The organism is Actinokineospora bangkokensis (genome assembly GCF_001940455.1).
In the GTDB taxonomy this organism is placed as follows: Bacteria; Actinomycetota; Actinomycetes; order Mycobacteriales; family Pseudonocardiaceae; genus Actinokineospora; species Actinokineospora bangkokensis.
In genome coordinates, this window is sequence record NZ_MKQR01000018.1 from 225526 (window position 1) to 238028 (window position 12503).

Sequence of the window (12503 nt, forward strand, 5' to 3'; positions counted from 1 at the left end):
GACCGCCCGGTCGATCACTTCTTCCGCTGCTTCTTCTCCCTGACCCGGACCGAGATGCGGACCGGGGAGCCCTGGAAGCCGAAGCGCTCGCGGAGCTTGCGCTCGATGAAGCGGCGGTAGCCCGCCTCCAGGAAGCCGGAGGTGAACAGGACGAACGTCGGCGGGCGGGTCTGGGCCTGGGTGGCGAAGAGGACCTTGGGCTGCTTGCCGCCGCGGACCGGGGGTGGGGTGGCGGCGATGAGGTCGGTGAGCCAGGAGTTGAGCTGGCCGGTGGGCACCCGGGTGTCCCAGGAGTCCAGGGCGCGGCGCAGGGCGGGGGCGAGCTTGCGCACGGCGCGGCCGGTGAGCGCGGAGACGTTGACGCGCTCGGCCCAGGGGACGCGGACCAGGCCGCGGTCGAGCTCCTTCTCCAGCTGGGTGCGGCGGTCCTCGTCGACCAGGTCCCACTTGTTGAAGGCCAGGACCAGGGCGCGGCCGGACTCCACGACCATGGTGAGCACGCGCAGGTCCTGCTCGGCGATGGGCTCGGCGGCGTCGATGAGCACGATGGCGACCTCGGCGGACTCGATGGCGGCCTTGGTGCGCAGGGAGGCGTAGTACTCCATGCCGCTGGCGAAGTTGACCCGCTTGCGCAGGCCCGCGGTGTCGACGAAGCGCCAGACCTGGTCGTCGAGCTCGACCAGGGAGTCGACCGGGTCGACGGTGGTGCCCGCGACCGAGTCGACCACCGAGCGGTCCTCGCCGGTGAGGCGGTTGAGCAGGCTGGACTTGCCCACGTTGGGCTTGCCGACCAGGGCGACCCGGCGGGGGCCGCCGCGGGCGCCGAAGACCTCGCGGGGGGTCTCGGGCAGGGCGGCGAGGATGGCGTCGAGCAGGTCGCCGGAGTTGCGCCCGTGCAGGGCGCTGACCGGGAAGGGCTCGCCCAGGCCCAGCGACCACAGCGCGGCGACGTCGGCGAGCAGGCGCTCGTCGTCGACCTTGTTCGCGACCAGCAGCACCGGGGTCTTCGAGCGGCGCAGCACCCGCGCGACGGCCTCGTCGGTGGCCGTGGCGCCGACGGTGGCGTCCACCACGACCAGCACCGCGTCGGCGTGCTGCATGGCGTACTCGGCCTGCGCGGCGATGGCGGCGGGCAGGCCCTCCAGGCCCGGCTCCCAGCCGCCGGTGTCCATCACGGTGAACCGGCGCCCGTTCCACAGCGCGTCGTAGGTGACCCGGTCGCGGGTCACCCCCGGCACGTCCTGCACGACCGCCTCCCGGCGGCCCAGGATGCGGTTGACCAGCGTCGACTTGCCCACGTTGGGCCTGCCGACGATGGCCAGCACCGGGACCTCGACGGCCTCGGGGGCGTCCTGGTCGCCGACGGCGAAGCCCTCCAGGGCCGCCCAGTCGGACTCGTCGCTCCAGGTGCCGTCGTAGGGCTCGGTGTCGCCGGTCGTGGTCTCGCTCATCGTCTCGCCTCGTCCTGCCGGGACGAGCGCTGCCCGTCCAGTTCGCGCACCAGGTCCGCGAGGCGGACCCGGATGGTCTCGGTGGCCGTGGTCAGGCCGGTGCGCCCCTTGCCGACCGCCAGGTCGAACGGGTCGCCGACCAGCAGGTCGACGACGGGGCGCAGGCGCCTGCGGGCGCCGGGGGGTCGGTGGGTGCCGCGGGTGGCCACCGGCAGCACCACCGCGCCGGTGGTGCGCACCAGCCAGGCGGCGCCCTGCTCGGCGGCGTCGACGTCGCCTGCGCCGCGGGTGCCCTCGGGGAAGACCCCGACGAGCCCGCCGCCGCGCAGCACCCGCACCGCCGCCATCAGCGGCGCCCGGTCCGGGGTGCCCCGGCGGACCGGGATCTGGCCCAGCCCGCGCAGCGCCCACCCGAGCGGGCCGGTGAACAGCTCGCTCTTGACCAGGAACACCGCGCGCCGCGGCAGCATTCCGAAGATGAGCTGCGGCTCCACCAGGGAGCTGTGGTTGGCGACCAGCACCACCGGCCCGGTGCGCGGCACCCGCTCCAGGTGGTGCCAGCGCACCCGGAAGGCGGGCCGGTGCACCAGCCGCCCGGCCACCCTGCCCAGCTCGTGCAGCCAGGGCTTGGCGCCGACCGGCAGGTCGAGCACCTGCTCGCGGCTCACGCCCCCGCCGCCCCGGGCACCGCCGCGCCCAGGCCGCGCTCGCGCACGACCGCCAGCAGCCGCTCCAGCACGGCCTCGACGCCCAGGTCGGTGGTGTCGACCTCGATGGCGTCGACGGCCGGGCGCAGCGGGGACACCGCGCGGGTGGAGTCGAAGGTGTCCCGGCGCTCCACGTCCGCCCTGGTGGCGTCCACAGTGGAGGTGCGACCCTCGCGGGCGTCCTGGGCCGAGCGGCGCGCGGCGCGGGCGTCGGCCGAGGCGGTGAGGTAGACCTTGAGCGGGGCGTCCGGGGCGACCACGGTGCCGATGTCGCGGCCCTCGACGACGATGCCGCCGGAGCGGGCCCTGGTCTCGCTGATGACCAGGCGCTGGCGGGCCACGAGCAGGTCGCGCACGCCCGCCACCGCCGAGACCGCCGACACCGCGGCGGTGACCTGCGGGCCGCGGATCTCGGCGCTGACGTCCTCGCCGCCGAGGGTGACCGCCCGGTCCGCCGGGTCGGTGCCGATGCCCAGGTCGACGCCCTCGGCCACGCGCAGCACCGCCGCGCCGTCGGCGGGGTCGGTCCCGGCGCGCAGCACGGCCAGGGTCACCGCCCGGTACATCGCGCCGGTGTCGAGGTAGCCCGCGCCGAGCGCCGACGCCAGGCCCCTGGCCACGGTGGACTTGCCCGTTCCCGACGGTCCGTCCATCGCCACGACCCCGCGCAGCTCGCCCTGTGCCACCGCTGCCCTCCTCCACTGCCGGTGCACGCGGGGGCCCATTCTGCCTGGCCCCCTCGGGCGGGGAACTGCGCGCCCCCGCCGGACGACCTGTGGGGGGACGTGAGCACCCGGACGCGGAGCGGAGTTCCCCATGAGACGACGTGCATTCCTGCGGGGCGCCGCGGCGGCCGCGGCGGTGGGGCCGGCGGCGGCCACCCCGGCCGCGGCGCAGGCGGTGGCCCGGCCGCTGCGGGTGCAGGTGGTGCTGTTCGACGGGGTCGAGGAGCAGGACTTCATCGGCCCGTACGAGGTGTTCTCCGCCGCGGGCATGCACGCCCCTGGCGGGCTGACCGTGACGTACGCGCGGTTGGCGGGCCCGGGGGTGGTGACGGCGGCCTGGGGCACGAAGGTGCAGGTCGACGCGGGGTGGGCGCCCCGGGAGGCGGACGTCCTCGTCGTCCCCGGCGGCGGGTACGGCAGGCCGGACGGGCCCGGGATCTGGGCGGAGATCAAGGACGGCGCCCTGCCCAGGGCCCTGGCGGCGGCCCGCAGGCGCGGGCTGACGATGGCGTCGCTGTGCACGGGGGCGCTGCTGCTGTCCGCGGCGGGCATCACCCGGGGCAGGCCGTGCACGACCCACCACGGCGCGGTGGCCGACCTGCGCGCCCAGGGCGGTGTGGTCAAGGACGCCCGCGTCGTCGACGACGGCGACCTGGTGACGGCCGGGGGCATCACCAGCGGGTTGGACCTCGGGCTGCACCTGGTCAAGCGGGAACTGGGCGCGGACGCGGCCGTGCACGTGGAGACGATGCTGGAGTACCAGGCGCGGGGGACGGTGTGGACGCGGTAGGCGCGGAAATCGACTGATCGGCATCGTTTCGCCTGGTAGAACGGGTTCATGCAGCCGCTGACCTACACCGCGTTCACCACCGACCCCGCGGGCGGCAACCCCGCCGGTGTCGTCCTCGACGCCGCGGGCGCGCCCGAGGCGGACCTGCAGCGGGTGGCGGCGGCCGTCGGGTTCTCCGAGACCGCGTTCGTGGTCGGCGGGCAAGGCCGTGACCTGCGGATCCGGTACTTCTCGCCGTTGGCGGAGGTGCCGTTCTGCGGGCACGCCACCATCGCCACCGCGGTCGCCCACGCGCACGAGCACGGTGTGGGCGAGCTGCGCTTGCAGACGGCCGCGGGGCCGGTGGTGGTGACCTCCAGCGAGCGCGACGGGGTGGTGTCGGCCACGTTGGTGAGCGTGGAGCCCCGGTTGGCGCCGCTGGACGACGTGGAGCCGCTGCTGACCGCGTTGGGGTGGTCGGCCGCCGACCTGGACCCGGGGCTGCCGGTGCGGGTCGCCTACGCGGGGGCGTGGCACCCCGTGGTGGCCGCGCGCACCCGGGAGCGGTTGGCCGACCTGGAGTACGACTTCGACGCGCTGAGCGCGCTGATGGCCGAGCGCGGGTGGACGACGGTGGCCCTGGTGCACCGGGAATCCGCTGGGGTGTTCCACGCGCGCAACCCGTTCCCGCCGGGTGGTGTGGTGGAGGACCCGGCCACGGGCGCCGCCGCGGCCGCGCTCGGGGGGTACCTGCGGGAGTTGGGGTTGGTGGAGGTGCCCGCGCGGTTCGTGCTGCACCAGGGGCAGGACATGGGGCGGGCCGCGCTGATCGAGGTGTCCGTGGGGCCGGTGGGCGGCATCGCGGTGACCGGTGCCGCCGTGCCGCTGTGAGGCGACCCGCCCGACCCGCCCGACCCGCCCGACCCGCCCGACCAGCCGCGGCACCGGGCCGCGGTGGCGCTCAGCCGACGGCCAGGCCCAGCACGAAACCCATCAGGGTCAACAGGAAGCCCGAACGGACCAGCAGCGAGAACGTGGTGAACACCTGCATGGGGTGACTCCTCTGTCGGGCGGCCCGTCGCCGGTGCCGCTTGGGGGTGGTCCCAGTCTGGGCGGGCGTTGCCGCGGCCCGGAAGGGGTTTCCGGTGGGCTGTGGTTGCACGCCACGGGCAACGCGCGCGGAACTGTCCGGCTTTTGTCGGGCGCAGCGGGCCGTCGCATGGGGCATGGTGGGTGGGATGGCGCTGGGAGGGAGTCCGATGGGTGAGCGCGGGCCGGTGCAGGCGGCGGACGCGGTCGGCGACGACCCGGCCGTGGCCGTGCTGCGCAACGGTGTGCGCGACGGGCAGGTAGTCGTGCTGGCGAGGACGGCGGAGGGGATCGCCCTCGTCGAGCGGTGCGCGGACACCTTCCCGGGGCGTCTGGTGTGGACGACGCTGGTGGGCGGTGGCGAGCGGGGCGTCCGGGCGCGGATGGCGGCCGAGGTCGACCGGGCGGCGCGGGAGCTGCTGGGCGTCGACACCGGCGCGCTGCGGCCCGAGCAGGCGCGCGCGGTGCTGGCGGAGGGTTTGTCGGCGGCGGGAGAACCGGTGCTGTGGGTGGTGGACGGCGTCGAGGGGGCGTCGCCCGAGCTCGTCCTGCCCTCCCCCGCGGTGCAGACGATCCTGATCGGACAGTGCGCGGAGCCGCCGTGGCCGGTGGCGCCGATCGCCGCGCCGCCCGGTGCGGCGAAGGACTGGGGGCAGGTGCGCGGTCACGCGCGGCTGGTGCTGGCCTTCGCGGCGCTGCTGGGCGCGGCGCCGTTCAGCGAGGACCTGGTCGTGGAGGGCTTGGCGGAGGTGCTGGGCGAGGCGGCGGGGGTGCTGGTCGCGCCCGCGCTGGGGGAACTGGCCCGCGCGGGCCTGGTGCGCGGTGGTCCCGCCGGGTGGCGCTTGGACGTCGAGGTCGGGCGCGCTGTTCGGCACGGGGCGGAGAAACCGCTGCTCGCCGCCCTGGCCGCGCGGGCTGCGTGGTTGGTCGAGCGCGCGCTGGGCCTCGACGATTCCCCGCGCTGGCAGGTGCACGCGCACGCGTTGGCGGACAACCCGATGACCGCCCGCTCGCTGCGGTTGGCGCTGCTGCGGACGTTGGCGCGCGGGTACGGTTCGCGGGGTGCCCTGCTCGCCGCGCAGGCCGCGCGCGAGCAGGCCGTGGGGATCGGGGACGAGCTGGAGGACGCGCTGGCCGCCGCGCGGTTGGCCGTGGCGACGGGCGACACCGGCGGCGCGCTGCGGCACACGGCGCGCATCGTGGGCCGGGCGCGGGCCGACGCGGACGAGGTGTCGGAGTACCGGGCGCGGTTCCTGGCGGCCCAGGCCCACGACCTGCGCGGCGCGCTGCCGCTGGCCGACCACGTCTTCCACGACCACCCGATCGTGGCCGCGCACGGACCGCACCCGTCGTGGGCGTCGGCGGCCGAGCGCGCGGCGTTCGACCTGGGACGGGCCCGCGCGGCGCGGCTGCGGGGGCGGTTCGCGGACGGGCTGGCGCTGGTGCGGTCCGCCGAGGGGGTGGAGGCCGAGGTGGAGCGGGCGCGGTTGCAGCTGCTGACCGGCGACCCCGCGGCCCGGGAGACCGCGCAGCGCGTCGTGGCGCGGCTGGAACCCCGGCACCACTCGGCGGTCGCGGCCGCGACGGTGGTCGCGCTGTCGGGAACGGTGTCCGTGGACGGGGTGCAGCGGCTGTCGGCCCGGGTCGCGCGGTGGTACGGCGATTCCGACGAGCTGACCGCGGAGCTGCGGGTCGGCCTGGGGATGGCGCTGCTGGGGCGGGACCGGCCGGTGGCCGCGCTGGACGTGCTGGTGGACGTGGCCAGGCGGGCGGGCGCGGGGTTGGGCGAGGAGCACCCGCTGGTGCTGCGGGCCCGGGTCGGGGCCGCGGCGGCGCTGGGCGCGGCCGGGGACTGGGCGGGCGCGGTGGAGCGGCTGACGGCGCTGCTGCCGCGGGTGGGGGCGGTGCTGGGGCGGGAGCACCCGGTGTCGCGGATCGCGGGAGTGGTGCTCGGGTACGGGTTGACACGTACCGGGCGGGGCGCTGTGGGGCGGCGGATGTTGTGGCGGGGGTGGCGGCAGCTGCGCGCGTGCCCGGTGGAGTCGCGGCGGTGGCGGGGCATGGTGCTGCGCGGGTGGGCCCCCCGGTCCGGCTGACCCGCGGTCAGACGACGCCGAGGTACCAGACCTCGGGGGGCGTGGTCGCGGCGAAGGGGCGGAAGGAGTGCGCGGGGACGCAGAGCGCCACCAGGACTTGCCCGGGGGCCAGCTGGACGCTGCGGTGGAAGGAGGCTTCGTCCTTGAAGCTCTGGACGACGAAGCGGAGGTCGTGCGTGCCCGGGGGCAGGTCGCGCCAGCGGGAGGCCGGGGTCATGGGGTCGGAGCCGCACAGGGTGCTCCGGCCGTCGAACACCGTGACGACGCGGTAGTACCGCGACAGGGTGTTCCTGGGCGGCACCCGGAACTTTGCGAAGTACAGGATGCCCGTGGCGCCCGCGCGCTGCTTGGCCCGGAGCTTGCGCCGCAGCAGGAACGGCAGCCGCGTGCCGCTGAGGGGTCGGACCTCGTGTCGCAGGGGCACCGGGTCAGTCGGCGTACTGCCAGAGCAGGCCGTAGGAGCGGTAGGGCTCCAGGTCCTCGAAGGTGTGGCTCGCCTCGCCGGAGGGGTCCAGGGCGAGGGTGGGGCGGGCCAGGGTGGGGTCGGCGGCCTCGATGGCCAGGTCGCCCTCGACGACCTGGATGGTGGTGGGCAGCCTGGCGGGGTCGAACGTGATCTTCACGGTGAAGCGGTCGCAGGGGTAGGTGGGGGTGCACATGTAGAGCGGGGAGATGCGCTCCACTCGGACGCGGAACTGGAACTCGTGCTCGTCGCCCTCGGCGAGGGGGTGCGGGGGGCGCAGTGTGAAGGCGGCGCGGCTGGCGCTCAGCAGGTGCGGGTTGAGCACCTCGCCGCCTGCGACGGCGTCGATGCCCATGGTTTCGAGGGACAGCGGGCCGGGCGGCGTGCCGGGGGGCGGCACGACGGTCATCGAGTGCTCGATCTCGGCCAGGTCCGGGCGGTGGCTGACGATGGTGCGGGTCTCGGTGACCTCCACGCCATCGCCCTGGAGGATCAGGTCGGTGTTCAGCCTGGCGGTGTGCCAGGGCGGGCCGGGGCGGTGCCCGCGGCTCGCCGGGGCGGGCTCGGCGGCGCACTGGGCCAGCAGGTAGAGCGCGTTGTTGCTGCGGCGCTGGATGGTGCGGGTGTCGCGGTCGAACTTGCGCTCCAGCGGGCCCAGCCGGTCGGTGTAGCGCAGGCCGGGCTCGCTGTCGAAGCCCAGGGCCACCCTGGCGATCTCGCGGTGCGGCTCCGGCAGGCGGTCGGTGAGGCCGGACAGCGCGCGCAGCACCCGCTCGCGGGCGGTCCACGACGTGTCGCCCGGCTGCACGCCGCACACCTCGCGCAATCTGTCACCCAGATGGGCTACCACGTCGGTGTCATTGACCCCGAGGCCGCGGCGCAGCGCCCGCAGTTCCGCCTGGATCTCGCCCACCCTGCCCTCGTCCACGCCCTGCGCAGTCACGCACCCACCCCTCACCCGGCGTCAGGTCCCGGGAGTCTACCCCCCGCCGGTAGGGCGCACGGGCCTGTCCCACCCCGGTCACCGGTGTCGCGCGGAGCGGGAAACCAGCAGCTCAGCGGTGTTTCCCGGGGTGGAAACCCGCAGCAACGCGAAACGCCTTCCACAACCCCGGGGGCGGCAGCAGCATTGGTGTCACCAACCGGTTGGTCCACCGAAGCGGACTCCCCCGGCGCCCCTCGCGAAGGCGCCGGGGACCGCACCACCCAAGGAGGACCTCATGCACACGCACACCGCCATCGACCTGCTGAACCTGCTCATCGCCCTGCGGGTCGGCTGATCCGGCGGCACCCGCGGCGGGGAGAGCGCCGCGGGTGCCACCACCGGGGCTCCACCGTGGACGTTCCACACAGGACGCCACAGTGGGGCCCCGGCCCCTTTCCGGCACCTGGCACACCCACTGTCTGTAGAGGATTTCACCATCGTGTGAAATGCGCGTCGGCGGGCTAACCCCCGGTGAGCGGGCCGCGATGGTCCGGGCGTGGCGAAGCGCTCGTCACGGCCGCGGCAGCGCCGCCGCCCCGGGTGGGCCCGACAGGAGATCCGCAGCATGCAGTCGTCGACGAAGAAGCGAGTCGTGGTGGTCGGTGCGATCACCGCGGTGGTGGCGCTGGGCGGGGGCCTGGCCTACGCGTACTGGTCCTCGACCGGCACCGGCACCGGGTCGGCCACGACCGGCACCAGCACCGCGTTCCAGGTGACCAGCACCGCCGCCACCGGCGGGCCGCTGAGCCCCGGCGGTCCCAGCCAGACGGTCGCCTTCACCGTCACCAACCCCGGTACGGGGTCGCAGAACCTCAGCAGCGTGGTCGTCACCGTCGCCAACTCCGACGGCACGCCGTGGACGGCGGTGACCGGCTGCTCGGCCGCCGACTACACCGTGGGCACGCCCGCCATCACCTACGGGCAGATCGCGCCCGGCGGCTCGGCCAGCGGCACGGTGTCGATCACCATGAACAACCTCAGCACGAACCAGGACGGCTGCAAGAACGCCACCGTGCCGCTGCGCTTCGTCGCGAGCTAGGGCCTGTCCTGGGGGTGCGCGGCCGCGGGTGGTGGGCACCCGCGGCCGCGCGCCCGCGCACGAGGGTTGTCGGAAGGGATCGCATGGGGCGGCACCACCTGGGGCGCACCGCGCCGCGGCGGCGCGTCCCCGGCCGGGTCAGCCGGGTGCCCGCGCTGGTCGGGGTGCTCGTCGGGCTGCTGCTGGCCGGGGTGGTCGCCACCCCGGCGATCGCCTTCTGGCGGGCCACCGGCACCGGGTCGGGCACCGGGAGCACCACGACGCTCAACCCGCCCACGGGGGTCACCGCGCCCGCGTCGAGCCCCACCACCGTCCCCGTGTCGTGGACGGCCTCCACCGGCATCCCCGCGCCCTCCGGCTACTACGTGCTGCGCACCTCCTCGGGGGGCACCTCCGCCGCCTGCGGGTCCAGCGCCACCTCGCTCATCACCGGCACCTCGTGCAGCGACACCGGTGTCGCGGCAGGCACCTACACCTACCGGGTCGTCGCGGTGTACCGCTCCTGGACGGCCACGAGCGCGGCCAGCGGGTCGGTCACCGTCACGGCGGCGACGAAGCTGGCCTTCACGGTCCAGCCCACGAGCGCGGTCGCGACCCAGGCCATCTCCCCCTCGCCGCAGGTGACCGTGCAGGACTCGGCGGGCAACGCGGTGGCCGGTGCCGGGCGCACGATCACCGTCGCCCTCGGCACCAACCCCGCGGCGGGCACGCTCTCCGGCACGGCCACGGCGACCACGAACGCGGCGGGCGTGGCCACCTTCGCCGGGCTGTCCATCGACAAGGCGGGCACCGGGTACACCTTGACCGCCGCCAGCACCGGGCTCACCTCCGCGACCAGCTCGGCGTTCGCCATCACGGTGGGCGTCGCCAGCAAGCTCGCCTTCACCACGTCGCCGGACACGTCGTTCACGGGGCGGGCCTTCTACACCCAGCCCGTCGTGACCGTGCAGGACGCGGGCGGCAACACCGTCACCTCCTCGACGGCGACGATCACCCTCGCGCTCTCCCCCGCCACGGCCACCCTGGGCTGCACCACGAAGGCGGCGGTCGCGGGGGTCGCGGCCTTCACCGGGTGCTCGGTGAGCGCGGTCGGCACCTACTCCCTCACCGCCACCTCCGGCGCGCTGACGGCGGCGACGAGCGGGTCGTTCCAGGTGGTCGCGGCGCCCACGGCGCTGCTGTGGAGCGGCTACTCGGCCACGGTGTGCTCGGGCCCGACCGGCACCGCCGCGTCGCTCACCTACACCTTCTGCCTCAACGTCCTAGGCAACGGCACCTTCACCTCGCGGGTGCAGCTCAGCGACTCGGCGGGCAACGCGGTGGTCAACGTCGGTCCGGACATCACCGTCACCCTCACGACGGCGAACGGCACCGCGACCCCCACGACCTTGACCATCCCGCACGGCGCCTCGGTCACCTCCGCGACGACCTCGTTCACCCCCGTCTACCTGCTCAACACGTCCTCCACGGTGACGGCCGGGTCCACCGGCCTGGCGTCCGCGGTGGCCGCGCTGCGGTCACTGACCTGAGGGGCTGCCGATGACCTGCGACGGAACTCCCCCGCTGGCCGCCACCGGCGCACCGGTGGTGGCACTGCTGGCGCTGGGCCTGCTGGCCGTCGTCGCGGGGTGGGTCCTGGTGCGCACGGCCCGCGGGCGGGTGGCGGCGGCCCTGGTGCCGGTGCTGCTGCTGGGGGCGCTCGTGCTGCCGCGGCAACCGGCCTCGGCGGACCCGCGGTGCGCGCTGCGGGTGGACCAGACCTCGGTGAACGTGGACCTGCGGCCCGGCGCGGCCCCGCAGCCGATCACCGGCCGGGTCACCAACGACGCCGTGGAGGCCACCCGGGTGGCGGCGGTGACCGTTGCCGTGGTGGAGGTCGTCAAGGCGCCGGGGGCGGCGCCGGGGCCGTGCGACGCCTCGGACTACCTGCTGCTGGACCCGCGGATGCCGGTCGACCGCGAGCTGGCGCCGGGCGGGTCGGTGGAGTTCTCCGGCGCGCTGATCGGCTTCGCGGACAAGGACACCGACCAGGACGGCTGCCAGGGCGCGCGGGTCGTCCTGCGGTACACGACCTCCTGAGCGGCGCCCACGGCGGTCAGCCGCCGAGGGGGTCGAGCACCTGCGCGAACCTTGCAATCAGCCGCAGTTCGGGCAGGAAAGGGGGTTGGGTGAACCGCTGCGGTGACACGTGCGTACCGGAGAAAAAGGACAGCTGACAGGAGACCAGACACCATGCACCGCCGCCTGCTCCCGGTCGCCCTCGCCGTGGCCGCGTCCCTCACCCTGACCGCCCTGCCCGCGTCGGCGCGCCCGGTGGTGCTGCCGACCGTGCTGGGCCTGCCGGACGGCTTCCAGCCCGAGGGCATCGCCATCGCGGGGACCACCGCCTACTTCGGCTCGCGCGCCACCGGCGACATCCGCGCCGTCGACCTGGTGACCGGGCGCGGCCGGGCGCTGGCCGCAGGCCCCGGCACCCCGTCGCTGGGGTTGAAGGTCGACGGCGCGGGCGGGCTGTGGGTGGCCGGTGGCACCGGCGGCGACGCCAGGGTGATCAGCACGCGGACCGGCGCGACCCTCGCGTCCTACCGGTTCGCCGAGTCCGACACGTTCGTCAACGACGTCGTGCTGACCCGCGGCGGTGCGTGGTTCACCGACTCCCGCAAGGCGGTGCTGTACCGGGTGGACGGCGGTCGCGCGAGCACGCTGGCGCTGACCGGCGTCCCCATCGTGGCGGGCGGCACCAACCTCAACGGCATCGTGGAGAGCCCGGACGGCCGGTCGCTGCTGGCGGTGAACAGCGCGAACGGCACGCTCTACCGCATCGACCCCGCGACCGGCGCCGCCACCGCCGTCGACCTCGGCGGCGAGGTGCTGACCAACGGCGACGGGCTGTGGCGGGAGGGGCGCACGCTCTACGTCGCGCAGAACCGGCTCAACACCGTGGCCGAGTTCACCCTGTCCCGGGACGGCCGCGCGGGCGTGCTCCAGGGCAAGGTGACCTCGCCTGCCTTCGACGTGCCCACCACCATCGCGGCCTTCGGCAACCGCCTGTACCTGCCGAACGCGCGGTTCACCACGCCGCCGACCCCGCAGACCACCTACACCGCCAGCGCCATCCGCAAGCCCTGACGCCGGGCGCGGGTCGGCTCACCGCGGTGGGCCGACCCGCGCGGAACCCG

The 12503-nt window shown here is 75.4% G+C and carries 12 protein-coding genes; 7 read left to right on the top strand and 5 right to left on the bottom strand.

Annotation, left to right across the window (positions count from 1 at the left end; genetic code table 11):
• Positions 1-14 precede the first annotated feature (14 nt).
• Genes der through cmk form a run of 3 tightly spaced genes read right to left on the bottom strand, consistent with a single transcriptional unit; the run spans position 15 to position 2844 of the window.
• Entirely contained in the window at positions 15-1451 is a 1437-nt protein-coding gene (der, locus tag BJP25_RS19275; RefSeq protein WP_075976364.1) for a ribosome biogenesis GTPase Der, read from the bottom strand.
• Complete coding sequence (locus BJP25_RS19280) at positions 1448-2119, bottom strand: lysophospholipid acyltransferase family protein (RefSeq protein ID WP_075976365.1); 672 nt, start codon at positions 2117-2119, stop codon at positions 1448-1450. The genes der and BJP25_RS19280 overlap by 4 nt, the downstream gene beginning before the upstream one ends.
• Positions 2116-2844, bottom strand: a complete 729-nt coding sequence (gene cmk, locus BJP25_RS19285) for a (d)CMP kinase (RefSeq protein ID WP_233158156.1) — start codon at positions 2842-2844, stop codon at positions 2116-2118. The genes BJP25_RS19280 and cmk overlap by 4 nt, the downstream gene beginning before the upstream one ends.
• Before the next feature lie 130 nt (positions 2845-2974).
• Between cmk and BJP25_RS19290 the strand changes: the two genes are divergently transcribed.
• The 3 genes from BJP25_RS19290 (at position 2975) to BJP25_RS36300 (ending at position 6837) form a co-directional block, all read left to right on the top strand.
• Positions 2975-3673, top strand: coding sequence for a DJ-1/PfpI family protein (locus BJP25_RS19290; RefSeq protein WP_075976367.1), 699 nt, complete (start codon positions 2975-2977; stop codon positions 3671-3673).
• 48 nt (positions 3674-3721) lie between these two features.
• A complete protein-coding gene (locus BJP25_RS19295) occupies positions 3722-4543 on the top strand; it encodes a PhzF family phenazine biosynthesis protein (protein ID WP_075976368.1) in 822 nt (273 codons plus the stop codon).
• A 368-nt stretch (positions 4544-4911) separates the two neighbouring features.
• Positions 4912-6837 (top strand): hypothetical protein, encoded by a 1926-nt coding sequence (locus BJP25_RS36300; protein ID WP_075976369.1) that lies wholly within the window; start codon positions 4912-4914, stop codon positions 6835-6837.
• A 7-nt stretch (positions 6838-6844) separates the two neighbouring features.
• Here BJP25_RS36300 and BJP25_RS19305 read toward each other — a convergent pair whose 3' ends face one another.
• Both BJP25_RS19305 and BJP25_RS19310 read right to left on the bottom strand, forming a co-directional pair.
• Positions 6845-7261, bottom strand: coding sequence for a hypothetical protein (locus BJP25_RS19305; protein ID WP_075976370.1), 417 nt, complete (start codon positions 7259-7261; stop codon positions 6845-6847).
• Between the two features lie 4 nt (positions 7262-7265).
• Positions 7266-8243 carry a hypothetical protein gene (locus BJP25_RS19310; protein WP_143219192.1) on the bottom strand — a complete coding sequence of 326 codons (978 nt, stop codon included), beginning with the start codon at positions 8241-8243 and terminating at the stop codon, positions 7266-7268.
• A 607-nt stretch (positions 8244-8850) separates the two neighbouring features.
• Between BJP25_RS19310 and BJP25_RS34255 the strand changes: the two genes are divergently transcribed.
• The 4 genes from BJP25_RS34255 (at position 8851) to BJP25_RS19330 (ending at position 12453) form a co-directional block, all read left to right on the top strand.
• The gene (locus BJP25_RS34255; RefSeq protein WP_075976372.1) at positions 8851-9324 is read left to right on the top strand and encodes a hypothetical protein; all 474 of its coding nucleotides are present in this window, start codon (positions 8851-8853) and stop codon (positions 9322-9324) included.
• Between the two features lie 83 nt (positions 9325-9407).
• Entirely contained in the window at positions 9408-10853 is a 1446-nt protein-coding gene (locus tag BJP25_RS19320) for a fibronectin type III domain-containing protein (protein WP_075976373.1), read from the top strand.
• 10 nt (positions 10854-10863) lie between these two features.
• A complete protein-coding gene (locus tag BJP25_RS19325; RefSeq protein WP_075976374.1) occupies positions 10864-11403 on the top strand; it encodes a hypothetical protein in 540 nt (179 codons plus the stop codon).
• A 153-nt stretch (positions 11404-11556) separates the two neighbouring features.
• On the top strand, positions 11557-12453 hold the full coding sequence (locus BJP25_RS19330; RefSeq protein WP_075976375.1) for an SMP-30/gluconolactonase/LRE family protein: 897 nt from the start codon (positions 11557-11559) through the stop codon (positions 12451-12453).
• Positions 12454-12503: the final 50 nt, after the last annotated feature.

Bases quoted from the DNA above. Each gene is read 5' to 3' on its own strand.
- BJP25_RS19325 (WP_075976374.1), top strand. From the start codon at position 10,864: ATGACCTGCGACGGAACTCCCCCGCTGGCCGCCACCGGCGCACCGGTG.
- BJP25_RS19290 (WP_075976367.1), top strand. From the start codon at position 2,975: ATGAGACGACGTGCATTCCTGCGGGGCGCCGCGGCGGCCGCGGCGGTG.
- BJP25_RS36300 (WP_075976369.1), top strand. From the start codon at position 4,912: ATGGGTGAGCGCGGGCCGGTGCAGGCGGCGGACGCGGTCGGCGACGAC.
- BJP25_RS19295 (WP_075976368.1), top strand. From the start codon at position 3,722: ATGCAGCCGCTGACCTACACCGCGTTCACCACCGACCCCGCGGGCGGC.
- BJP25_RS34255 (WP_075976372.1), top strand. From the start codon at position 8,851: ATGCAGTCGTCGACGAAGAAGCGAGTCGTGGTGGTCGGTGCGATCACC.
- BJP25_RS19330 (WP_075976375.1), top strand. From the start codon at position 11,557: ATGCACCGCCGCCTGCTCCCGGTCGCCCTCGCCGTGGCCGCGTCCCTC.
- der (WP_075976364.1), bottom strand. From the start codon at position 1,451: ATGAGCGAGACCACGACCGGCGACACCGAGCCCTACGACGGCACCTGG.
- BJP25_RS19320 (WP_075976373.1), top strand. From the start codon at position 9,408: ATGGGGCGGCACCACCTGGGGCGCACCGCGCCGCGGCGGCGCGTCCCC.